This is a genomic window from Pseudomonas sp. PDM09, assembly GCF_014852305.1.
Lineage (GTDB): Bacteria > Pseudomonadota > Gammaproteobacteria > Pseudomonadales > Pseudomonadaceae > Aquipseudomonas.
Genome location: NZ_JACVBI010000012.1, coordinates 82965 through 107046, shown reverse-complemented (window position 1 = coordinate 107046; position 24082 = coordinate 82965). Strand labels below are relative to the sequence as shown.

General features: G+C 58.1%; 21 protein-coding genes. 10 read left to right on the top strand and 11 right to left on the bottom strand.

Translation table 11 applies throughout. The features are described 5' to 3' along the window. Nucleotides 1-35 precede the first annotated feature (35 nt). A complete protein-coding gene (locus tag IB250_RS25405; RefSeq protein ID WP_192346198.1) occupies nt 36-1235 on the bottom strand; it encodes a glycosyltransferase family 4 protein in 1200 nt (399 codons plus the stop codon). Nucleotides 1236-1275: 40 nt separating this feature from the next. Beyond that, nucleotides 1276-2031, bottom strand: a complete 756-nt coding sequence (gene cysZ, locus IB250_RS25400; RefSeq protein WP_008070554.1) for a sulfate transporter CysZ — start codon at nt 2029-2031, stop codon at nt 1276-1278. Nucleotides 2032-2346: 315 nt separating this feature from the next. Here cysZ and trxB point away from each other — a divergent pair, with 315 nt between their 5' ends. Beyond that, a complete protein-coding gene (gene trxB / locus IB250_RS25395; protein ID WP_008070552.1) occupies nt 2347-3303 on the top strand; it encodes a thioredoxin-disulfide reductase in 957 nt (318 codons plus the stop codon). A 191-nt stretch (nt 3304-3494) separates the two neighbouring features. On the opposite strand, the gene IB250_RS25390 is transcribed toward trxB, so the two are convergent. The 7 genes from IB250_RS25390 to IB250_RS25360 all read right to left on the bottom strand — a co-directional run bounded on the left by IB250_RS25390 (nt 3495) and on the right by IB250_RS25360 (nt 8044). Continuing rightward, the gene (locus tag IB250_RS25390; protein WP_192346196.1) at nt 3495-4745 is read right to left on the bottom strand and encodes an aspartate aminotransferase family protein; all 1251 of its coding nucleotides are present in this window, start codon (nt 4743-4745) and stop codon (nt 3495-3497) included. A 194-nt stretch (nt 4746-4939) separates the two neighbouring features. Further along, on the bottom strand, nt 4940-5278 hold the full coding sequence (locus IB250_RS25385) for a HopJ type III effector protein (protein ID WP_192346194.1): 339 nt from the start codon (nt 5276-5278) through the stop codon (nt 4940-4942). After that, nucleotides 5271-5567 (bottom strand): DUF1244 domain-containing protein, encoded by a 297-nt coding sequence (locus IB250_RS25380; RefSeq protein WP_018927179.1) that lies wholly within the window; start codon nt 5565-5567, stop codon nt 5271-5273. Before IB250_RS25380 ends, IB250_RS25385 begins: the two co-directional genes overlap by 8 nt. 68 nt (nt 5568-5635) lie before the next feature. Beyond that, the gene (gene folX, locus IB250_RS25375; protein WP_007901645.1) at nt 5636-6007 is read right to left on the bottom strand and encodes a dihydroneopterin triphosphate 2'-epimerase; all 372 of its coding nucleotides are present in this window, start codon (nt 6005-6007) and stop codon (nt 5636-5638) included. Nucleotides 6008-6009: 2 nt separating this feature from the next. Next, complete coding sequence (gene folE / locus IB250_RS25370; protein ID WP_192346192.1) at nt 6010-6585, bottom strand: GTP cyclohydrolase I FolE; 576 nt, start codon at nt 6583-6585, stop codon at nt 6010-6012. 22 nt (nt 6586-6607) lie between these two features. Beyond that, nucleotides 6608-7318, bottom strand: coding sequence for a dihydromonapterin reductase (gene folM, locus IB250_RS25365; protein ID WP_192346190.1), 711 nt, complete (start codon nt 7316-7318; stop codon nt 6608-6610). 156 nt (nt 7319-7474) lie between these two features. Next, the gene (locus IB250_RS25360; protein ID WP_192346188.1) at nt 7475-8044 is read right to left on the bottom strand and encodes an antibiotic biosynthesis monooxygenase; all 570 of its coding nucleotides are present in this window, start codon (nt 8042-8044) and stop codon (nt 7475-7477) included. A gap of 206 nt (nt 8045-8250) precedes the next feature. Here IB250_RS25360 and IB250_RS25355 point away from each other — a divergent pair, with 206 nt between their 5' ends. Further along, complete coding sequence (locus IB250_RS25355; protein WP_192346186.1) at nt 8251-9210, top strand: MerR family transcriptional regulator; 960 nt, start codon at nt 8251-8253, stop codon at nt 9208-9210. 19 nt (nt 9211-9229) lie between these two features. On the opposite strand, the gene IB250_RS25350 is transcribed toward IB250_RS25355, so the two are convergent. Together IB250_RS25350 and IB250_RS25345 are read right to left on the bottom strand one after the other, a co-directional pair. Continuing rightward, nucleotides 9230-9835, bottom strand: coding sequence for a hypothetical protein (locus tag IB250_RS25350; RefSeq protein ID WP_007901651.1), 606 nt, complete (start codon nt 9833-9835; stop codon nt 9230-9232). 54 nt (nt 9836-9889) lie between these two features. Further along, the gene (locus tag IB250_RS25345) at nt 9890-10366 is read right to left on the bottom strand and encodes a PAS domain-containing protein (protein WP_192346184.1); all 477 of its coding nucleotides are present in this window, start codon (nt 10364-10366) and stop codon (nt 9890-9892) included. Nucleotides 10367-10469: 103 nt separating this feature from the next. On the opposite strand from IB250_RS25345, the gene IB250_RS25340 reads away from it, so the two are divergent. The 8 genes from IB250_RS25340 to IB250_RS25305 all read left to right on the top strand — a co-directional run bounded on the left by IB250_RS25340 (nt 10470) and on the right by IB250_RS25305 (nt 24073). Beyond that, complete coding sequence (locus IB250_RS25340) at nt 10470-10925, top strand: flavodoxin (RefSeq protein ID WP_192346182.1); 456 nt, start codon at nt 10470-10472, stop codon at nt 10923-10925. 255 nt (nt 10926-11180) lie between these two features. Continuing rightward, complete coding sequence (locus IB250_RS25335) at nt 11181-11963, top strand: class II aldolase/adducin family protein (protein WP_192346180.1); 783 nt, start codon at nt 11181-11183, stop codon at nt 11961-11963. Next, nucleotides 11964-12866 (top strand): alpha/beta fold hydrolase, encoded by a 903-nt coding sequence (locus IB250_RS25330; RefSeq protein WP_192346179.1) that lies wholly within the window; start codon nt 11964-11966, stop codon nt 12864-12866. 110 nt (nt 12867-12976) lie between these two features. Beyond that, nucleotides 12977-13888 carry an SDR family oxidoreductase gene (locus IB250_RS25325; protein ID WP_192346177.1) on the top strand — a complete coding sequence of 304 codons (912 nt, stop codon included), beginning with the start codon at nt 12977-12979 and terminating at the stop codon, nt 13886-13888. Between the two features lie 693 nt (nt 13889-14581). Next, nucleotides 14582-16375: a DUF1302 domain-containing protein gene (locus IB250_RS25320; protein ID WP_192346175.1), complete on the top strand. Its 1794-nt coding sequence runs from the start codon at nt 14582-14584 to the stop codon at nt 16373-16375. A gap of 23 nt (nt 16376-16398) precedes the next feature. Beyond that, on the top strand, nt 16399-17766 hold the full coding sequence (locus IB250_RS25315; protein ID WP_192346173.1) for a DUF1329 domain-containing protein: 1368 nt from the start codon (nt 16399-16401) through the stop codon (nt 17764-17766). Between the two features lie 140 nt (nt 17767-17906). Beyond that, nucleotides 17907-20462, top strand: coding sequence for a LuxR C-terminal-related transcriptional regulator (locus IB250_RS25310; protein ID WP_192346171.1), 2556 nt, complete (start codon nt 17907-17909; stop codon nt 20460-20462). A gap of 164 nt (nt 20463-20626) precedes the next feature. Continuing rightward, nucleotides 20627-24073: a dermonecrotic toxin domain-containing protein gene (locus IB250_RS25305; protein ID WP_192346169.1), complete on the top strand. Its 3447-nt coding sequence runs from the start codon at nt 20627-20629 to the stop codon at nt 24071-24073. Nucleotides 24074-24082 lie beyond the last annotated feature (9 nt).

Sequence of the window (24082 nt, the reverse complement as noted above, 5' to 3'; positions counted from 1 at the left end):
TTGCTCGCGAAGGCTGACTCAATGTCATCAAAGATTCAGGGTAATGTCTGTGCATCAGGAACCACCTGCTCCCCAACACAAGCCCCCCGCAACTGTCCTTCAAACTGCTCGATAATCGCCGCCCAACCCTGACGACTCGCATGCTGGCGCGCATTAAGACGCACGCAGCGCAAGGTTTCGCGCTCCTCCAGCAGCCAGCGTGCTGCATCGCAAAACGCCTCTTCATCCCCGGGCATGGCCAGTACGCCGTTGTAGCCATGGCGAATATGCTGGGCCGCCGCAGCCTGATCGTACGCCACCACCCCCAGCCCCGAAGCCAATGCCTCAAGCACCACATTGCCGAAGGTTTCGGTCAGGCTTGGAAACAGAAACACATCCCCCGACGCATAGTGACCGGCCAAGGCTTCGCCGCGTTGTGAGCCGCAGAAAATCGCTTCGGGCAATTCCTGCTCCAGCATCGATCGTTGCGGCCCATCACCAACCACAATCAATTTCATTTTTCGCTGTGGATAAGTCATTTTCAGCGTGTCGAAACACCGCTTGAGCAAGCCAAGATTTTTCTCCTGGGCCAGGCGTCCTACATGGATGAAGGCAATATCATCCTCGGTCAGTCCCCATTGCTCGCGCAACGATTTCAGCCGTTTGGCCGGATGGAACAACTGGCTGTCGACGCCTCGAGAGAGCAGCGCCAGGCGCTCGAAGCTGCGGCGTTCCAGCTCCAGTCGCTGGCTGGCGCTGGGCACCAGGGTCAGGGTCGAGCGATTGTGAAACCAGCGCAGGTAGTGAGTCAGCAAGCGCGTCAGCAGCCCGAGGCCGTACTGGCTGGAGTACTGCTGAAAATTGGTATGGAAGCCGCTGACCACCGAAATCCCCAAGCGCCGTGCCGCGCGCAATGCGGATAACCCCAGCGGTCCTTCAGTGGCGATGTACAACACATCCGGACGATGCCGTTTCCAGCGCCGCAGCAGCTTGTGCATCGACGACTGACCCCATTGCAGGCCGGGATAACCCGGCAACGGCCAGCCTCGACACAACAGCAACTCATCGTTGTTTCCGATAAGTGGGTCGCCACCCTGCCGTGGCCGCACCAACTCCACCTGATGCCCGCGTGCGCGCAAACCGTCGAACAAGCGGCCAAGGGTATTGGCAACGCCGTTGATTTCCGGAGGGAAGGTTTCGGTGATCAGGGTGATATGCAGAGTTGTCGTCATGACCTCAGTGTCGACTGAGGCCATGTCGTCATTGTGACGGTGGGATGATGGATTTGTGACGCGATCAGCGGCGTTCTGCCACCAGATTTTCCGCGCCACGCTCACGCACCCAGAACAACGTTGCCCCGGCCACGGCCGCCGGCATCATCAGAATGTTGACCACCGGAATCAGCAATACCAGATACACGCTCCCGCCGAAACCAAGGCTCTGCCAGCGTTTCTGCCGCAGCCAGGCGAGCATTTCGTTCCAGCCCAGTTTGTGGTTATCCGCCGGGTAATCGATGTACTGGATCGCCATCATCCACACCCCGAACAGCAGCCACAGCGGCGCGGCGATGATGTTGACCACCGGGATCAACGACAGGATGAACAGCCCGATGGCCCTGGGCAGGAAGTAGCCGAGTTTGCGCATTTCCCGGGACAGGGTGCGCGGGATCATGGCGATCAGTTCGCCCCAGCTGAAGGCCGGGAAGTCGTCGGTGCCGCGCACCACCACTTCGACTTTCTCCGCGAGGAAGCCATTGAACGGCGCGGCGATGATGTTGGCGAGCATGGTGAAGGTGAAAAACACCATCAACACGACCAACACGACGAAAATCGGCCAGAGGATGTAGCTCAGAAAGCTCAGCCAATCGGGCAGGGACGGCATCAGTGTATCGACCCACATACTGAACTGATGGCCAGCCAGATAGATCAATCCGACGAACAGCACCAGATTGATTGCCAGCGGCAACAACACGAACAAGCGCAGGCTTGGGCTCAGGACCAGCTTGAGACCCTCGCGCAGGTATTGCGGGCCAGACAGAACGGGGGCGGGCATAACGTGCTCCGAGCAAAGGGTAAACGCGCCGACCTTACCGGCTTTGCCTGACAGGCGAAAGCGCGGTAGTGGCATCGACATTAACTGTAACAAAGGCGTCTATGTATTCACCTCGATGGGATAGAGACCACCTATGAGCTGGATTGTTAAACCGTATTTCCTTAATCTTCGCCCCCTCGATACGCTGCACCCATTCTTTTACAGGACTGTCGAGCCCAAGCCTTCCCCAAGTGCTTTCAACGGTCCTTTTTTATTCCCGCCGGCAATCCGGCGTTCCGCGCCCAGTGTTTCGGGCCCGGTCAACAGGAGCAGGTCATGTCTGAAGTTCGTCATTCGCGAGTGATTATTCTCGGTTCCGGCCCTGCCGGTTACAGCGCTGCGGTCTACGCAGCCCGTGCCAACCTCAAGCCACTGCTGATCACTGGCATGCAGGCTGGCGGTCAACTGACCACCACCACCGAAGTCGACAACTGGCCGGGCGACGTCCACGGCCTGACCGGCCCGGCGCTGATGGAGCGGATGAAAGAGCACGCCGAGCGCTTTGAAACCGAGATCGTGTTCGATCACATCAATGCCGTGGACTTCGCCGCCAAGCCCTACACCCTGATTGGCGACAGCGCGACTTACACCTGCGACGCACTGATCATCGCCACCGGCGCCAGCGCCCGCTACCTGGGCCTGCCGTCGGAAGAAACGTTCATGGGCAAAGGCGTTTCGGCCTGTGCGACCTGCGACGGTTTCTTCTATCGCAACAAGCCCGTGGCTGTGGTCGGTGGCGGTAATACGGCTGTGGAAGAGGCCCTGTACCTGGCCAACATCGCCAGCACCGTCACCTTGATCCACCGTCGCGAAACGTTCCGCGCCGAGAAGATCCTGATCGACAAGCTCAATGCCCGGGTTGCCGAAGGCAAGATTGTCCTGAAGCTGAACTCGACCCTGGACGAAGTGCTGGGCGACAACATGGGCGTGACCGGTGCTCGCCTGAAGAACAACGACGGCAGCTTCGACGAGCTGAAAGTCGACGGCGTGTTCATCGCCATCGGGCACACCCCGAACACTTCATTGTTCGAAGGTCAGCTGACGTTGAAAGACGGCTACCTGGTTGTGCAGGGCGGCCGTGACGGCAACGCCACTGCGACCAACCTCGAAGGCATCTTCGCTGCCGGTGACGTGGCTGACCACGTCTACCGTCAGGCCATCACCTCGGCCGGCGCCGGTTGCATGGCGGCACTGGATGCCGAGCGCTACCTCGACGATCTGCAGAACGCTTGATTCTGATTCTGTAGAAAGCAAAAAACCGGCTTCGGCCGGTTTTTTTGTGTACACGATTTAATGTCTGATCACATTTCCGGTGTGGGAGCGGGCTTGCTCGCGAATGCGATGTGTCAGGCAATATGAATGTCGACTGACATGCCGCATTCGCGAGCAAGCCCGCTCCCACATGGACTGCGTGGACTTTGGGATCAGGACAATTTCGCGAGGCACGCCTCAAGAATATCCAGCCCTTCCTCCAGCACTGCCGCCTCTGTAGTTAAAGGCGCGAGCAGCCGAATGATGTGCCGCGATTTGCCGCTGGGCATCAGCAGCAAGCCCGCGTCTCGGGCAAGGGCCAGCAGCTGCGTCAACTGCGCCGAGGCCGGTGTGCCATCGGCATTGATCAGCTCGATGCCGCGCATGGCACCGACGCCGGTCAAGCGGCCCAGATACGGTGACAGTTCGCGGGCTCGCCAGGATTCGTAGCGGCTGACAATCGCTTCTTCCTGTTGCGCACCCCAGGCGTGCAGATGCGCGTCAGTCATTTCGTCCAGGGTCGCCAACGCGGCGGCACAGGCGATGGGATTACCCGAATAGGTGCCGCCCAATCCGCCCTTGGGCAAGTTATCGAGTAGCGACTTGCGCCCGACGACCGCACCCAGCGGCACGCCGCCGGCAATGCTTTTGCCCAGCAGGATCAGGTCCGGTTCAATACCCAATCGCGAGAACGCAAACCGCTGGCCGGTACGGCCGAAGCCGGACTGGATTTCATCGGCGATCAGCAGGATGCCTTTGTCATCACAGAAACGTCGCAGCGCTTGGGCAAATTCCACATCCATCGCCAGGAAACCCGCTTCACCCTGTACCGGTTCGACGATAAAACAGGCCACGTCATCAACGTCGATTTCGACGCTGAACAGCCGCTCCATCGCCTTCAGGGCCTCGGCGCAGGTCACGTCATTGTCTTTGCTGGGGAAGGGCAGGTGAAACACCGGCCCCGGTAGCACACCGACTTTCTGCTTGTAGGGCGCGACTTTGCCGTTGAGGTTGAGGGTGGCGAGTGTGCGACCGTGGAAGGCGCCGTCGAAGGCGATGACTGCCGTGCGGCCGGTGGCGCCACGGACGATCTTCAGGGCGTTTTCCGCCGCTTCTGCACCGCTGTTGGTGAGCATGCCGCTGACCGGGTAATCCACCGGGATAAACGCCGTCAGGCGATCCATCAGTTCGAGGTAAGGCGCATGCGGGGCGGCGTTGAACGCGTAGTGGGTCAGCCGGGTGGCTTGCTCGCGAATGGCCTCGACGATGCGTGGATGGCAATGGCCGAGGTTCAGCACGCCGATACCACCGACGAAATCGATGTAGCGTTTGCCATCGGTGCCCCAGACCTCGGCGTTTTTGCCGTGGCTGAGCGTGACGGGATGAACGATGTTGATTGACTGACTGATGTTTTCGCTGCTCATGGATACCGGACTCAGAAGAAGGGATGCTTCTTTTTATCTAAGCCGCGAGCAGCGGTGCCCGGCAAACGAAATAAAGTCGCCGGGTCAATATTAAAAGTCGGGATGTGCCGCTAATACCTGTAGGAGCACGGCTTGCCGGCGATGGCGTTCTTGGGATCGCCTTCGCGGGCAAGCCTCGCTCCTACAAAAAGCGTTCAGCGGCGAGTCAGTGGCTGCTGCGAGAACTTCACACCGGCCAAGCCATGGGCGATCAACGCGCGGATATTGCCGTGGTCGCTGCCTTCAGGCGTGGCCACCACCGAACGGTAATGCTCGCCAAACGCTAACAGCGCTTCTTCATCACTCAAGCCTTCCAGCAATGCCAGGCCCAGGGTCTTGCACGAACCTTCGTTTTGCCCGGCGGCGTTTTCCACACCACCGTTATTGAACGCCTGGGGCTGATAGTCGTAACCGGCGGCGATGAATGCCAAGGTATCGGCGAAAGCGTGTTCGCCGCTCTTGAGGCTGGCGCGCAGGGTGTTCAAATCACTCATTGGGTTTTCCTTTGGCGAACGCCGCTTGCTGGTCGGCGCTGGCTTCTTTCTGGTATTGGGCTTTCCACTCGGCGTACGGCATGCCGTAAACCACTTCGCGGGCTTCGTCGAGGCTGACGTCGATCTGGCGTTCGTCGGCAGCGGCCTTGTACCACTTGGACAGGCAGTTGCGGCAGAAACCCGAGAGGTTCATCAGGTCGATGTTCTGCACGTCCTTGCGGCTGTCCAGGTGGGCAACCAGCCGGCGAAAGGCGGCGGCTTCAAGTTCCAGGCGTTGTTGATCGTTCATGATGGGCTCTGTGCAATCAAATCGTGGCGCGGATGATAAAAGCCTGGCGACCGATGCGCCAGACGCGGTCAGCGGCTCGCGGCCAAGGTAATCGACACCGACTCGGCGAAGCGCAAGGCATGGGGCTTGTCGACTTCGACTTCGGCGTACAGCACCGACTCATTGACCATGATCAGGTCCAGCAATTCCTGAGTCAGGCGTTCGAGCAGGGCAAAGCGATTGCCCTCCACGTGGGCAATGATCGCTTTGGTGATGGTGCGGTAATTCAATGCGTGATCGATATCGTTGTCACGCACTGCATCCTGAGCGGCGTACAGGATGGTCAGGTTGATCAGCACATCCTGCTTGTTGAGGATTTCGTCCTCGTTGATCCCGATGAAAGTTCGCAAACACAGGTCCTTGACCCGGATGCGTGCCATTCCTGGTTGAAGTTGTGGCATTGCTACTTGCTCCGTCCAATCAATTGCAGGAACTCCTGGCGGGTATTGCTCGACTCGCGGAAGGCGCCGAGCATCACCGAGGTGTTCATGGTCGAATTCTGTTTTTCGACGCCGCGCATCATCATGCACATGTGCTGGGCTTCGATGACCACCGCGACACCGGCGGCGTCGGTTACTTGCTGCACGGCGTCGGCGATTTGCCGGGTGAGGTTTTCCTGGATTTGCAGTCGGCGGGCGAACATATCCACAAGCCGCGCAATCTTTGACAGGCCCAGCACCTTGCCCGTTGGAATATAAGCCACATGAGCCTTGCCGATGAAGGGCAGCATGTGATGTTCGCAGAGGGAGTACAGCTCGATGTTGTCGACGATGATCATTTCATCGTTATCTGAGGCAAACAGCGCGCCGTTGACGATCTCGTCGACACTTTGCTCGTAACCATGACACAGGTATTGCATCGCCTTGGCGGCGCGCACCGGGGTGTCTTGCAGCCCTTCGCGGTCGGGGTTTTCACCGAGGCCGATCAGGATCTCGCGATAGCTCTGGGACATGGAGTTGTGTGGCGGGAATAACGTCATGGGACATCCTCGCGGGAGCGGCTTATTTGACGTGCCGTCCGCCGTTGACGGTCAGGGTCGTGCCGGTGACATAAGGGTTGTCGAGCAAATAACGCAGGCTCTGGTAGATCACTTCGCTGCCGGGCTCGATGCCCAGCGCCGATTTGGCCAGAACCCTGGCGCGGTACGCCGCGTCGTCGTCGGGATTGAACAGTAGCAGGGCTGGCGCGATACCGTTGACCTTGATGCTGGGCGCGTATTTCGCGGCAAAGGACAGGGTCAGGCTGTCGAGCCCGGCTTTGCTGGCGCAGTAGCCGATATGCTTGCTGCTGCCCTTGCGGGTCACATCATCGCTGATGTGCACGATGTCGGCGGGACTTGAACGCCGTAGCAGGTCGGCACAGTGCAGGTTGATCAGGTAGGGCGCCAGCATATGCACGCTGAACATGCGGGTGAAAGCCGCGGCTTCGGTGCCCGGGGTTTCGGCCAGCCATTCGGAAGCGTTATGGACAACCGCCCGCAAACTGTCGGTGTGGTTTTTCAGTTCGCCGATGAACGCAAGGATGCCGGCCTCGCTGGAAAAGTCCGCAAACACCGAGGTTGCCCCCAGATCACGCAGGGTTTGCACACCAGGGCGTTCGCTGCGATAGCTGAAAATGACCGGATGGCCGTCTTCGAGCAAACGCTGCGCACAGTGCAGGCCAACACGCTGGCCGGCACCGGTGATGAGGATTGGGGCTGCGGTAGAGGTCATGAACGGCTCGCGTCGCGGTAAGAGCAAAACTATACCAGCGACGGGAGGCGTACACCTATTGTGGGAGCGGGCTTGCTCGCGAAGGCGGACTGACAGTCAGCAATCATGTCGACTGTTACACCGCTTTCGCGAGCAAGCCAGCTCCCACAAGGGGGATCAGCGGTGCTGGGTTGAGGGTTCGGCGGGCAACGGACGTGCAGATGGGGTATGCAGCCACCCGGCCAGCAGACGCGTCGACAGCGGAATGAAGAAATACACCATCAATGGCGTCAGGCACAGGGTGCTGACAAACACGCGGGTCAGCAAACCCGTTTCAGCCAGCAGCGGCCCCAATACAAAGTTGAACAACAGGGACACCGGAAAGAACGCCAGCCAGATGGCCACGGCTTGTTTCCAGCGTGGCGGGCGTTGGCCGACCGCACCGAACCAGCCATCGATGCCACTGACCCGATGTTCCGAAGGATTGGCAAACAGATCACTGCCGCGCCCCAGCCAGGCAGTGCGCGATGCGGAATGCTCCCAGGCGTGCATGGTCTGCTCGTCGGCGAAGCGGAAGATAATCTGGAACTCGTCATCATTGGGCGGCGGAGCCAGTACGCCAGAGCCCAGGTAACCGGGGAAATCGGTGGCCAGTTGTTCGCCTTCGCGCAACCAGGCCATCAGGTCCTGGTAACGCCCATTGGCGACGCGGCGCGCAACCATCAGGGTGACGGGTGAGGTAGACATTTTGTATCTCCGTAGGGCAAACGCGTCGCTCCGGATAAGAGCTTCGCCAGACACAGCGCCGGGGTGGTGGGCTGCGTCTTGGGACAAGCAAGGATTATTCCTGATTCTGTCTGGGACGTCTGTTCCAATTAGTTCAACAATGTGTTGATCACCACTGGGGCAGGAGCGTTAGAATGTGTCTAAATATTACATGGACGTAGATCTTGATGCCTGTGCTGACCGACCTTGCACCTGGCTTGCCCTTCAGCACCTCCCTGATTCGAGAAGAACTGTTTCCGATCCGTGAAGTCGCGCGTCTGACAGGGGTCAACCCTGTCACGCTACGTGCATGGGAGCGGCGGTACGGTTTGATACAACCCACACGCACCGAAAGCGGGCACCGTTTGTATTCGGTGACCGATATCGAGCGGGTTCGTAGCATCCTCGGCTGGATCGAACGCGGTGTTGCCGTCAGCAAGGTCGGCAAGATACTGGCCAAGACCGAACCGCTCAAAGTACTGGCGCAGGTCATTCCCAACGAACTCGTTCAAGCCAACTATGACCAATGGCAGCAGCAGGTCAAGGCTGCGGTGAGTGCTTTCGACGAAGTTCAACTGGAGCACGTCTACGGTCAGATTTTTTCCAGTTACCCGCTGACGGTGGTATTTCAGGACATTCTGATTCCGGTCTGGAAGCTATTGCTACAACGCCATGAAGCGTTCGGTCAGATTAGCGAGTGGCTTTTTCTGGATGGTTTTCTACGATCTCGAGTGTTGCAACGCCTGTTGCTGGTGCGAGTCATGCAACCGCGACGAGTCATTGTCTGCGCCTTGGCCGATCAATGCCGTGAACTCGACGTGTTGGTCACGGCGCTGTATCTGAGCAGCGTCGATTCGGCTATTCAGTTGTTGGCGATCGGTCAGCCCTTCGAAGAGTTGGTTCTGGTCTGCGAGAAGATCAGGCCCAAGGCACTGATACTGGTTTCCCACCACGCGCCGGCGGGGGAACTGCCTAGACGTTTGAAACGCTTGGCCATGAGCCTGGATTGTCAGGTGTTGCTGGCCGGAGAGGCATCGGACCTGGCACAGGAGAGCCTGGCTGGATCGTCGATCGGTTGTCTGGGAAACGAGGGAGTGTTGATGCGCCAGCGTCTGAAGCAGTTCCTGGCGGGAAACCTGGATACCTGAGCGTAGATAGACTGAAAGATCAGATATGCAGGGCAGGATGGGTCAGGCGATGTTGCTGAAGAATGTACTGACGCAGACGTTCGGTTTCGTCCTTGTCACTCTGGCTCAATTCGTAGGCGTAGAAACCCTGCTCGGTTTCACGCTCGAAGGTGCCGCGCAACGCAATCCGCTCATAACCTGACGGGCTGAACCACAACGCGAAATGCTTCGGCGCCTTGGTCTTGTTGCGAACCTCCAGCAAGACCCCTTTGAACGATATTTCATGCACCCACATCGTGCCGGGTTGGCCCTTGGCATTTTCCAGTGCCACGGGCTCTTCGAGCACCAGGCGCCATGGCCGAATCATCGGCCCGTCTTCATAGATGCTGGGGACGCCGAGGCGTAGATGCATGGCGTGAAATTCATCTTCCACCAAGTGCAGCGGGAAGGTCATTTGCTGATTTTCGAAATTGGCCTGGATGGTGACTTGCTCATGAGCAGCCAGGCGTGTGAGCAAGTCACGGATCTGCGAGCCACCGTTGACGAGCAGACTCGACGTCGCATCCCGCACATTGAGTTGCGGGTTGTGTTGCATGTTCTGGATAAAATCCAGCTCATCCTGCGTCAGGAGTGCGTCGCGCTGCATGGTTTGCTCGAAAGAAATAATTACAAAGTCATCGGTGATTGTAGTAAATGACCACTAATTCGCAGATTGGTTTGAGCCGTTCGTCGTTTTGAGTGCGGCAATTTCTGCCTGTGCCTCGGCCAATTGCGCTTCCAGCTGCGCGACTCGCTGCTGCGCCTTGACCTGAACCGTGACGTCTTTCTGCACCCCGACGAAATAGGTTTGCCCGTCGTCCGGGTTTTTTACCGTGGAAAGCGACAGTTCGTTCCAGAATGGGGTACCGTCCTTGCGGTAATTCCTGAGGATTTCCCGGCAAGAGCCGCCACTGTCCAACGCCTGCCGAATCAAGGCGAGGGCTGGCTGATCCCGGTCCCCTGCCTGCAAAAAACGGCAATCCTGATAGAGGATTTCTTCGCTGGTATAACCCGTCAGGCGCTCGAATGCCGGGTTTACGTAAATCAGGATGTTGTCCTGTTCGCCCTCCTTTTCGGCAATCACGATACCGTCGTTGGAGGCGTCGATCACCATTTGCAGCAATGAGGCGTTGATCATCGCAGAGTCCTTTGCGTATTGATTGATACGCTGCATTCTAAAAGATCAATGAGGGCGGTGCTGTTAATATCTCCTACTTTTATTTAGATTCAGGATCAGATTGATGAAAGTCGCCATCCTTTCCGGCTCGGTGTACGGCACGGCTGAAGAAGTCGCCCGTCACGCTGCAAGCATTTTGAACGCCGCCGGTTTTGAAACATTGCACAACCCGCGTGCGACCCTCGCCGATGTTCAAGCTTTTGGCCCCGAAGCGTTTTTGGCGGTGACCTCGACCACCGGCATGGGCGAGTTGCCGGACAATCTGCAGCCGTTGTATTTCGCCATTCGCGATCAGTTGCCGGCGGCCTGGCGTGGTTTGCCGGGCGCGGTGATCGGTTTGGGCGATTCCAGTTATGGCGATACGTTCTGCGGCGGCGGCGAACAAATGCGTGAATTGTTCGGTGAACTGGGCGTGGGTGAAGTCCTGCCGATGCTGCGCCTGGACGCCAGCGAAACCGTGACGCCGGAAACCGACGCCGAGCCTTGGCTGGCGGAGCTGGTCAGCGCACTGCGAGGCTGACGTGTGCGAGCCTGCTCGCGATAGCGGCGGGTCAGGCAACATTGATGCTGAAGCTGCCGCCGTCATCGCGAGCAGGCTCGCTCCCACACGTTCGCGGGTGCTCTGACAATGGATCCAGACTCACCCGCGCACTGACTCGCTCGGCCATCAAGCTGGCTGCCAATGCAACTACACGAAGTCCGGGGGCTGACTAGACTGCTGTAACGCAGCAAAAAACAATAAAAACCCAGAAAAATAAAAAAGAGAATCCTTGCCGTGAGCGTAGCCCCCGTCCAATCGCCACACAGCATCAAAGACAAAGTCAGTGCCGCCGAATGGCAGACCCGCGTCGATCTGGCCGCCTGTTATCGTCTGGTCGCCTTGCACGGCTGGGACGATCTGATTTTCACGCATATTTCCGCCAAGGTGCCGGGCACTGAAGACTTTCTGATCAACCCGTTCGGGCTGATGTTCCATGAAATCACCGCGTCGAGCCTGGTCAAGGTCGATCAGGCCGGCAACAAGCTGATGGACAGCCCTTACGAGATCAACCCGGCGGGTTACACCATCCACAGCGCCGTGCATGAAGTCCGTCATGACGTCGTGTGTGTACTGCACACCCACACAGCGGCGGGGGTGGCGGTATCGGCGCAGAAGCAGGGCATCTTGCCGATCAGTCAGCAGTCCTTGTTCGTCCTTTCCAGCCTGGCCTGTCACGCCTACGAAGGCGTTGCGCTGAACCATGAAGAGAAGGCGCGGCTGCAAGCCGATCTTGGCGAAAACAATTTCCTGATGCTGCACAACCACGGTCTGCTGACTTGTGGCGGCACCATCGCCGACACATTCCTGATGATGTTTACCTTTCAGCGCGCCTGCGAAATTCAGGTGCTGGCGCAGAACGGTGGTGCGGAGCTGATCGCCATCGAACCGCAGATTCTGGCGGGTGCCAAGGCGATGATCGCCGGTGTCACCAAAAGTGCTCAAGGGATGGGCGGCGCGCTGGCCTGGCCGGCGCTGCTGCGCAAACTCGATAAACAAGACCCCGGTTATAAACTCTAAATGGCCCTCGCCGAGATTCCACTGTGTGTCTGGCGCAAGCGCGGCCAGACGTTCGTATTCCGCGGTCAGACCCTGCGCTATTGGGCCGCTGGGCAAGGTGAACCGCTGTTGTTGATCCATGGCTTCCCGACCGCCAGCTGGGACTGGCATTACCTGTGGCAGCCGCTGGCGCAGCGCTATCGGGTGATTGCCTGCGACATGCTCGGTTTCGGCGATTCGGCCAAACCGGTGAACCACGACTATAGCCTGCTGGCACAGGCCGATTTGCAACAGGCCTTGCTGGCGCATCTGAACGTTGACCAACCCGTTCACATTTTGGCACACGATTATGGCGACAGCGTGGCCCAGGAGCTGTTGGCCCGGCACTATGAAACGCGCGCTGATATCGCCAGTTGTGTGTTCCTCAATGGCGGGCTGTTTCCCGAAACCCATCACCCGGTGTTGATGCAAAAACTCCTGCTCAGCCCTTTGGGCTGGATGATCGGGCGAGCCTTTACCCGAGACGCGTTGGTGAAGAGTTTCCAGCAGGTCTTCGGTCCGCAGACCCGGCCCACGGAAAGTGAACTGGATGATTTCTGGAGCCTGGTCGATAGCAATCGCGGGCAACGGATCATGCACAAATTGATCAGTTATATCCCGCAGCGCCGTGTCCAGCGTGAGCGTTGGGTCAGCGCCATGCAGCGTGGCGAGGTGCCGTTGCGGGTCATCGATGGCGAGGTCGATCCGGTTTCTGGCGCGCACATGGTGGCGCGCTATCGGCAACTGATTCCCGACCCGGACACCATTCTGCTACCTGAAATCGGCCATTACCCGCAGATCGAAGCGCCGGCGCAGGTGCTCAAGCACTATCTGGAGTTTCGCGACCGGCTGGTTTCACCGCCGCGTAAAGTGGCGTGTTCCTGACTATCCCGCTGCCTTATTGCGCACCATTCAGCCGCCCCCGTGTTCATTGTGACCGGCAGCCTCGTGGCTGACACTCGCACTCATTGTCCCCTGGCCTGCTGGAGTTCCCCATGAATGAGTCTGTGCGCTTCGAAGATAAAGTGGTGATCGTCACCGGTGCGGGCGGTGGTTTGGGGCGGGCGCACGCGCTGTTGTTCGCAAAGCAGGGTGCCAAAGTGCTGATCAATGATCTTGGCGGCTCGGCTCAAGGCGAAGGCGCCAATGCATCGGCTGCAGATCGTGTGGTCGCAGAAATTCGCGAAGCGGGCGGTATCGCCGAGGCCAACCACGATTCCGTCACCGACGGTGACAAAATCGTGCAACACGCCCTCGACACATTCGGCCGTGTCGATGTTGTGGTGAACAACGCCGGCATCCTGCGAGACAAGACCTTTCACAAAATGGACGACAGCGACTGGGACCTGGTTTACCGCGTCCACGTCGAAGGCGCCTACAAGGTCACTCGCGCCGCCTGGCCGCACATGCGTGAGCAAAACTATGGCCGCGTGATCTTCACTGCCTCGACCTCGGGTATCTACGGCAACTTCGGTCAGTCCAACTACGGCATGGCCAAACTCGGCCTCTATGGCCTGACCCGAACACTGGCCATCGAAGGCCGCAAGAACAACATCCTGGTCAATGCCATCGCCCCGACCGGCGGCACCCGCATGACCGAAGGCCTGATCCCGCCACACGTGTTCGAGCAACTCAAACCGGAGCTGGTCAGCCCGCTGGTGGTGTACCTGGCCAGCGAACATTGCCAGGAAACTTCGGGGCTATTCGAAGTGGGTGGCGGCTGGATGGGCAAAGTGCGCTGGGAGCGCAGCCTGGGCGCCGGGTTTGATCCGCGGGTTGGTTTCTCTCCGGAAGATGTGGCGGCGCATTGGCAGCAGATTTGTGATTTTGAGGGGGCCGCGCATCCGAAGGACAATATTGAGGCGCTGAAGGAAATGATGGAGAACATGCAGAAGTATTCCATCTGACTTCGCGACATCTGCCGGGCTTGCCCTGAGCACTGCCTTCACCCCCGATGATTCCCCGCCTGAAAAGCTTCCGCCCATAAAAAAGGCCGCTGCAAACGCAGCGGCCAAAGCAAGACGTGGATCAAGGAGCAATAAATCAACGTCAGTGAACAGGGGGCGATGAGTCGAAAAAATACGCTTCAAATCATCTGGAATCTGTCGCCAACGGGGTGGGTCAATCATCCCCGTCGCTTCGTGCTTTCAGGCCGTTTGCCGTGAAAGCCCGGCAAGAATAAGGGCTTGAGCGCAAAGGAAAAATAGCGATTCCAGACATGCACTGTTGCAGGCTGAGCAACAGTCGCAGGCTGACACTTGTAGCAGCTGCCGAAGGCTGCGTTCGGCTGCGAAGCAGTCGCAAAATCAGGCACTGCGTTCTGTCAGGCACACTTTGGATTCAGGGTTTACGCAGCCGAACGCAGCCTCGCGAGCTCGGCAGCTGCTACAAGCGAGCGCCTGCTACGCACCCCGGCTTCACCCTGTCCCATGCGCTGCACTGATAACCCTCCATCCAGCCCATCCATACCTCGCGCAAACCCCCGTCCCATGCGGGCATTCATCCTTTGGAGGGACAACGCGAATACCTCCTTGGTGCGCTTATCGCTCCCGGCGTGCGGCAGTAGGGTGGGGCCTTCTGTCACTCACCGGGGAAGACGCATGACAAAAACAACAATGCGCGCCATCTTCAAACCGCAAGCGCTGGCCGCTGCGGTGGCCTTGGGCTGCTGTGCCCAGGCGCAGGCTGTTTCATTCAACATCGGCGAAATCGAGGGGCAGTTCGATTCCTCGTTGTCGGTCGGCGCGAGCTGGGGCATGCGCGATGCCGACAAGTCACTGGTGGGCACCGTCAACGGCGGTACCGGCCAGTCTTCGACCGGTGATGACGGGCGCCTGAACTTCAAGAAAGGCGAGACCTTCTCCAAGATCTTCAAAGGTATCCACGACCTCGAATTGAAGTACGGCGACACAGGCGTGTTCGTCCGTGGCAAGTACTGGTACGACTTCGAGCTGAAGGACGAAGACCGCGAGTTCAAACAGATCAGCGACAGCGGTCGCAAAGAAGGCGCCAAGTCTTCGGGCGCACAGATCCTCGATGCATTCGTCTATCACAACTATTCCATTGCCGATCTGCCAGGCACCGTGCGCGCCGGCAAGCAGGTGGTCAGCTGGGGTGAAAGTACCTTCATCGGCAACTCGATCAACAGCATCAACCCGATCGACGTTTCCGCATTCCGTCGTCCAGGTGCGGAGATCAAGGAAGGCCTGATTCCGGTGAACATGCTGTTCGCTTCCCAAGGCCTGACCGATCAGCTCACCGTGGAAGGTTTCTACCAACTGGAGTGGGATCAGACCGTTCTCGACAACTGCGGCACTTTCTTCGGCGTCGACGTGGCGGCGGACGGCTGCAACAACGGTTATACCGTCGGCAGCCCGGCGATTGCTCCGTTGGCGCCGCTGGCGTCAGCCTTTGGCCAGCCTATCCAGGTCACCCGTGAGGGCGTCATCGTGCCCCGTGGCGGCGACCGCGATGCCCGGGATTCAGGGCAGTGGGGCACCGCCTTGCGCTGGCTCGGTGACGACACCGAATACGGCCTCTACTTCATGAACTACCACAGTCGCACACCGACCGTCGGCACCACCACCGCCGGGCTGTCGACACTGGCCAGCCTGCCGGGCATGGTCACTACCGCCAACCGTCTGGCCCCGGGCAGCGGCTCGGGCCTGGCGCAAAGCGTGATGCTCGGGCGCGGCCAGTATTACCTTGAATACCCGGAAGACATTCGTCTGTACGGCGCAAGCTTCTCCACCACTTTGCCCACCGGGACTGCCTGGACCGGCGAAATCAGCTATCGGCCCAACGCTCCGGTGCAGGTCAATACCAACGACTTGACCCTGGCGTTGCTTAACCCGATCGCCGGCGGCGCCGCATCGCCTGTCGCGACCCGGCCAGGTGCCGACAACACGGGTTACCGCCGCAAGGAAGTGACCCAGGTCCAAAGCACCCTGACGCACTTTTTCGACCAGGTATTGGGCGCCCAACGGCTAACCCTGGTCGGTGAAGCCGCGGTGGTACGGGTTGGTGGTCTGGAGTCGCGAAGCAAGCTGCGTTATGGCCGCGATTCGGTTTACGGCCAGTACGGTTTCGGAGGCGATACCGACGGCTTCGTCACCTCAACTTCCTGGGGCTACCGCGCCCGGGCGATCCTTGATTACGCCAACGTGATCGGCGGGATCAACCTCAAACCCAACCTTTCCTGGTCCCATGACGTCGCCGGTTACGGTCCCAACGGGCTGTTCAACGAAGGCGCCAAGGCCGTCAGCGTCGGTGTCGATGCCGATTACCGCAACACCTATACCGCGAGCCTCAGTTACACCGACTTCTTCGGCGGTGACTACAACGTCCTGGAAGACCGTGACTTCCTGGCGCTGAGCTTCGGTGTGAACTTCTGATCTGGCTGAGAAGGATGATGTTAATGCGCAAGATGATTCTGCAATGCGGCGCCCTGGCCCTGAGCCTGCTGGCCGCCAACGTGATGGCGGCGGTCTCGCCGGAAGAAGCCAACAAGCTCGGCAACACACTCACGCCGCTGGGCGCCGAGAAGGCCGGCAACGCCGACGGCTCGATTCCGGCGTGGACCGGTGGCATCCCGAAAAACGCCGGAGCTGTCGACAGCAAAGGCTTCCTGGCTGACCCGTTCGCCAGTGAAAAACCGCTGTTCACCATCACCGCCGCGACTGTTGATAAGTATAAGGACAAGCTTTCGGATGGGCAGGTGGCGATGTTCAAGCGCTACCCGGAAACCTACAAGATCCCGGTCTACGCGACCCATCGCACCGTGGGCCTGCCGGCGGAAATCTACGAGTCGGCCAAGCGCAGCGCGCTGAATGTGAACAGCATCAACGACGGTAACGGCCTGGCCAATTTCACCGGCAATCGCTATTACGCATTCCCGATTCCGAAGAACGGCGTCGAGGTGCTGTGGAACCACATCACCCGTTATCACGGCGGCAACCTGCGCCGCATCATCACTCAGGTGACCCCGCAGACCAATGGCAGCTACACGCCGATCCGCTTCGAGGAAGAGATCGCCGTACCGCAACTGATGAAGGACCTGGACCCGGAAAAAGGCGCCAACGTACTGACCTTCTTCAAACAGTCGGTGACCGCGCCGGCGCGGTTGGCGGGTAACGTGTTGCTGGTGCATGAAACCCTCGACCAAGTGAAAGAGCCGCGTCTGGCGTGGATCTACAACGCCGGTCAACGTCGGGTACGACGCGCGCCGCAAGTGGCCTACGACGGGCCGGGCACCGCCGCCGATGGTTTGCGCACGTCGGATAACTTCGACATGTTCTCCGGTGCGCCGGATCGCTACGACTGGAAACTGATCGGCAAAAAGGAAATGTACATTCCCTACAACAGCTACAAACTCGACTCGCCGAGCCTCAAGTACGATGACGTGGTCAAGGCCGGGCACATCAATCAGGACCTGACCCGTTACGAGTTGCACCGGGTCTGGGAAGTGGTCGGCACGGTCAAGCCGAGCGAACGGCACATCTACGCCAAACGCCATATGTACCTCGACGAAGACAGCTGGCAAGTGGCGCTGGCGGATCACTACGACGGTCGCGGTCAACTGTGGCGAGTGGCCGAAGGTCACGCCCAGTATTACTACGATCACCAGACGCCGGCCTACACCTTGGAGGCGCTCTACGACATCATTGCCGGCCGATACATTGCCTTGGGCATGAAGAACGAAGAGAAGCACAGCTTCGAATTCGGCTTCGACGCCAAGTCAGCGGACTACACTCCGTCGGCCCTGCGCGCCGAGGGCGTTCGGTAAGGGTTTTGATACATTGGCATCACCAGAGGCGACCTGCGGGTCGCCTTTTTTATGGGCGCCAATCAGCGTCCTGAATACTTCTCAACAAGCGGGTTATAGAGGGCTAGGGTGGCCGGACAATTATAAAAAGGCACGCCGCAATGACCGCCATGACTCCGTGTCTGGACCGTTCTGGATTCCTGCCCCGCCTGTCCTCTCATCACCTGTCGCGGGCTCGTTTAAGCGAGCCGTTATTGGCTTCGACGGCCCGGGTGAAATTACTCTGCGCACCCGCCGGCAGTGGCAAGAGCGCGTTGCTCGCCGAATGCCTGTTGCAGGCGCCAACCCAATGCCGGGTGCATTGGTTGCCATTGTCTGGCGTGGCGTGGAGCGCGGCGGATTTTCGTCAGCGTCTGGCAGAGACACTGGGGCTGGCCTCATCGGATGAAACCGGGTTGCTGGGCGATCTGGCGCGACTGCAGACGCCGACTTGGCTGTTTCTCGATGACTACTGCCGTCTGCCGAACCCGGAGCTGGATCAGTTACTGGATCGCATGTTGGCGATCAGCAGCCCGATGCTGACTTGGTGGCTGGGTGCCCGCCGCCGGCCGCAATGCAACTGGCCAAGATTGCTGCTCGATGATGAGTTGTACGAGTGCGAGAACGCTTCGCTGGCTTTCACGCAAGGTGAAGTCGAGCAGATTTTGCAGCCCTGGGTACCCGAGCAAGCCGACAAGGTGGCGAGTCGGATTATCCAGCGCACCGGCGGCTGGTGTGCCGGTGTACGGATTGCATTGCTGCAGAAGTGCGACTGGTCACGTCAGGACAACTCCCTGGGACGGGCGGCCACCTTGCTCGATTACCTGGAGCATGAGTTGTTCAGCTCGCTGACGCCTGAGTTGAGCGAGGCCTGGCGCGTGCTGGCCCACTTGCCCCGCTTCAATGCCCGGCTGTGCGATCACCTGTTCGGGGCCGGGGAGGGCGCTCAATATTTGCGGACCTTGCAAGCGCTGGGCTGTTTTATCGAACCTTGGGGGGACTCCAGCGACTGGCTGCAGATTTTCACCCCGTTCACGCAGTTGTTGCGCGATGAGCAATGGCCGGCGGGACGCTCCTGGCATCGGCGTGCATGCCAGTGGTTCTGTGCTGAACAGGACTGGAAATCAGCCTTCGAACAGGCCTTGCTCGCCGAAGAATACGAGGTGGCGGTCAGCCTGTTGCAGCACTTCAGTTTCGAGCACTTGTTCGAAGAGCAAATGGTCGTGCTGTTGCTGCGTTTGCATGAGCAGCAAGGCGAAGAACTGACGCTGGGGAGTCCGCAGTTGGTGGGCTTGATTACCGCTGCGCTGTTGTTCGCCGGACGCTTTGAACAAGCGACTCTGTGCATCGCTCATTTGGCGCATTTCACGCCTCAACCCTCGGCGGTGCTTCAGCGTCAACTGATTGCACGCTGGCAGGCCCTGCAGGGTTGGCTACTGCATTTGCAGGGACGAATGGAGACTTCGCATGCGCACTTTCTTGATGCATTGAGCGCCCTCGATCCCGAATGCTGGACGGCGCGCCTGATGTGTTTGTCCGGTCTGACGCAACAGGCCCTGCTAAGGGGCGAACTCGATGTGGCGCAAGCCCATAACCGCGAGGCGCTGTGCCTGGCGCGGGCGCAAGGATCGCTGGTGTTCGAGGGCTTGATGGAACTCGATCATGCGCAATTGCTGGAGCAACGGGGTGCGGCGGTGCGGGCTGAAAGTCTGCTCGCCAATATGCATGAACTGCTTTGCCTGCAATCTGACCGAGCAGTGCCTCTACTGGGGCGAATTGCCTTGCGTCGAGGGCGCCTGGCCTTGTGTCAGGGGCTGGATGAACAGGCCGCGGATTTTTTTCAGGCCGGGTTGGAGGACTGCGTTCGCAATCATGACAAACGTGCGCTGTACGGTTTTCTCGGGCAGGCACAACTGGCGGCCAATCAGGGCGACTACGCCCAAGCCTTCGTCCGTCTGCGCGACGCCGAGCGATTGATGCAGCAGCGGCAGATTCCGGACACGGTCTACCGTGGTGCTCTGTTGCAGGTCAGCAGTCAGTGTTGGTTGCAACAGGGGCGTCCCGAACTGGCCCGTGAGGCGTTGAGCCGGGTGCTCAAACATTATCGGGGGCCACAGGCCCGGCAGGCCCCTCCGGCGACACTGGAGTTGATTCCGCGGATTGAGTATTTGTTGATTCTGGCCGAGGTCAAACTGCAACGGGTGGAGGATCCCTTGGCTCGACTCGCCACCCTGCTTGAGGACACACAAGCGAACGGGATGATCAGCCTGGAAGCCGAGCTTCTGCTGGCAATGGCCGAGGCGGCCTTCATGGTGGGCGAACAGGGGAATGCCCGGCAGTTTTTCGAAAAAGGCGTAGCGAAGGCGAACCGTTGTAACTTGCAGCCGTTGTTGGCGCAGTTGAACAGGCGTTGTCCCGGTTTCTTGTCGGAACTGCACATGATCGATAATAACGAGCCATTGCCTGACAAGGGTATTAATGAAAGTCCACTGAGCCTGAGGGAAGTGGAAGTGCTTGAATTGATTGCTTCAGGTAATTCGAATCGACAAATAGCCGATAAGTTGTTCATCTCATTGCATACCGTTAAAACACATGTCCGGCGGATTCATGGAAAGTTAGGGGTTGAACGCAGGACGCATGCAGTGGCAAGGGCAAGAATGCTGGGTTTGTTCGGTTAATTGTTTTTTAATAATGTTGTGAATCTGTTTTGATGTCTTGGGTATTTAATGTTTTGCAAAGAGTGGTGGGTGTTATTATTGGTTTTGTATGCGTTAAGTTAATTGCACTGGTTCAGGCAATGTTTCGTTGTCTGATTTTTAAGGTGCATTAATGGAATGTGTATATGAGTGTTCAGGAAATATCGTTAATACAGGAAGATCTTGGGGCGGTGGTTGAAAGTTTTGCCGCGCTGGAAGAAGTGTTGAACAAAACCCCATCGTTTAAATCAATCGTGCAAGACGTTTTGTTAAAGGAACTTCAGCAACTGTTGCCGGAGGTCTACATCAGCAGGACTTACATCAATGCCCGACGTTCAGGCATTGTGAATCAGGAGCCGACCGGTCTGTTCTTGGACGTGTTCATGGAGTGTCTGAGTCGTGGGCGCGCTCCTGTTTATGACGTGAGTCAGTACGGCGTCTATGATTTGCGCGACTCCATGGATGAGTTGGACCGGGTCGACGGTCTGGACGTGGTTGTTCTGGGGGCGCTGATCGGTGATGTGCTGGGTACGCTGGCGCAAAAATACACACAAGTTCTTGATCGACACTGGGCGGCACCCTTGGGCAAGGATGCCCAAGGTCGTGAATCGGTCTCTCGCAGCAGTGATCTGCGGGACTTGTATGCGGCGCTTTTCTGGCAAGAGTTGAAAGCAACGGTACAAATGCAAGGGGTGAGGTCGGAAGTAGAACAGAGCTACGAAGTTTACCTCAGGGGCAATCCCCAGACGCCGGCTTACAGTCTTTCTCTGGAGCTGGAAAACGGACGATTTGCAACGCTGGCTTGTTGTTTTGTCATGTATTTAAGTGGCCGGTCCATCGATGAACTTGTACCTGCCAATGATGACTGGGTCATCCTTTACACCCCTGCAAACGGGCTGGAAACGTTCCAGACGTCGGCAATAATGCACCGCTCGCTGGAGCAGCGCCTGAGCGACCCGAACAGCCGGGCGCAGTTGCTCAAAGATATTTCACTGGAGGACGCTGAACAGATCATAAGTGTTCCTGATATCCGTTATTTAAAAACCCATGGCGAAATTTTCCAGGTTGTCATCGACAACCTGTTGGATAAACAACGGCGTGACGTTGCTTATGGCATTCGCCGTTTGCTGACGCCAGATGCGGATCTGCCAGGCATCGTCCAATCCATTGAGCAGACTCAACGTCTGCACGAGTTGAACGGTTATGCCAAGAGCCGCACCGCACGTCTGCTCGCATTGATGACGATGAACGCCAGGCCCCAATGGCTGAAGGACTCTTCCAGCACCCATCAGAAAACATTTGCCGCTTTGGAACAGGCGTTGCTCAGAAGCCAGGTGGAATTACATGAGGCGATGGGGGGGCTGTCCTCCTTTCAGGACTATGTGCGGCGGGTCGTCGAAGAACATATTTCCCAGGGCGATGCCAATCGCGTTGATCCCGATACCGTTTGGGTGTCGGTAAAGCATTCGGTGCGTATGGGCGCCAGGAACATCGAACATGTCCAGCGTAAAACCCTGACACAGCTGTTCATGTATGGTGTGCATGATGTTGCAAGGCAATACACGATTCAGTTTGAAGAACATCACTACAACCCACGACTGTCAGCGTCCAATATCGAAAAGGCCATCCGGGAATTTGATCTTCGTTTGAGATACGCCAGTGAACGAAGTTATCGCCTTAGCGATCCGCAAGTTAGAGACGCCCTGCGAGAAGTATTGAGTCAACAGATTGCACTGAGTAACTTCGCCGCGCTACTTCAAAAACATATCAGCCCCCAAGCACAGGACATCGCGCAGCGCTATCTGTTTGGCGATCCGGACGTGGAGGCATACAGCGTTGCTTTTCGCAGCTACTACCAACCGTTCAAAGACATGATCGTTTACCGTGCCAGAGGTGCAATGGCTGATTTTTCGATGCATGTGCTCTATGCGCCTGGCGCACCAACGGGGCAGCAATGGTATGAGTTCCCCGATCTGACGGCACTCAAACGTCAATTCATCCGGTGGGGGTTCGAGCAGCGCGATCGTGACTTCCTGATCGGGCAGGCTTTCAGCACGGATCGTGCGGATCTCGTGAAGACATATCTGTCTGAAGTCGAGCCGGCGACGGTGTACCAGCAGTGGTGGTGGAACGGCGTTGCTTTGGTGAAATGGGCGGGGGGGATGGAAGGCGGGCTGTTGATGGGCGCCATCCATAACATTGTCGGTTGGGAAACTGCCGAAGAACAAGTGGTCACACCCGGCTGGTACAGGAACGCCGCGCCACAAGATCGCGAACTTTTCACAAGGCTGAACACAGATTTCAAAGCCATCTACCAGGTATCAAAAGAACTACTGCATATCGAAACGCTTGCCGCCTTCTCACGAAAACTGGTCATGAAGGCGTTGAACGATTATCTGCGTCGATCCGGCCCACATCCGGAAATCGACCCGGATCGGGTTAGCGTCAAGTTGCGTGGACACGACTATATGACACTCACCAATGTGTTCATTCAGTGGCAGATTTGGCGTGCTGATGGAACGGTGTGGTTCGGTTCCATGGATAACTCGTCGCTGGGGCGCTTGAATGAGGCCACTGTCACTGCGCTGATCAACTTATTGCCGGGCGAAAAATATGAGCAATATCTACGGCAGGATTTTCTGGCAACGCCTTCTTATGATCTGAAAGCAAAGCTTTACTGCAAGACCGTGCAGAACGAAATGCTCAGGGCGGCATTGACACAAAAAATGCAGGGTTCTCTTTCCAGTGAGCACTTCAATTGGCTCAAGGGGCTGATCGAGGATCTGGATCATGATCGTACTCACAATACGCTTCCGTTGCAGACGGGTGTAACGCCAGGCGAAGGCGTTTATACGCTGGCGCTCGAGGGGCGACGGTTGGAGGGGGCCTATACGTTCGGGCGCAAGGTGGCTGGTAGGTTGGAATACTTGATCTACATTCCGAAAGCACCGGATGGCCTGGCATTTCGTCCCATTGAGTCGTTGACTCAGGGCTTAAAGGGAGGCGCACTGGGCAATCATGTTGTCGGACTTGTCAGGTTGGAAGACAGAGGCGTAGTGCAACGTTATGTCGACAACTGCGGCAACGCTTCAGGTGCCTTGCCGACGCCAAGTTTGCGAGACAGTTACTCTGTGACCCACTTCAAGTTCGAATACCACAGTATGGTGTTGCGGCTTATCTATGACGTCGATTATCAGACAAGCACGCGTGCGGAAATTTTCTGGCGTAACGTGATGATCGGCGCAGAACTGGTGGTGGATGTCATCTCGCTGTTTATCCCTCCAGTGGCTCTGGTGGCCAGCGTCCTGCGTATCACGCGTTCGATCGTTCAGGGTGTGATTGCCTACAGCCTGGGCGATGAAGATGCCGGCAAAGCCTACCTCGCCTCGGCCTGGAGAAGCACCATCCTCTTGTATGTGGGCATCGTCGCGGGGGTCGGCACGTCGACTTCGGCAGTGGGCCTGTTGTCGCGGATCAAGGACATCTCCGAAATTGTGTCGACCGCGACCGGCGTTCCGGTGGGCGTTGGCTATGTCACTGCGGTGACGTCCACGTACCTGATTCAGGACAGTAAAACCCGAATCACAGACTGATCCTGCCGG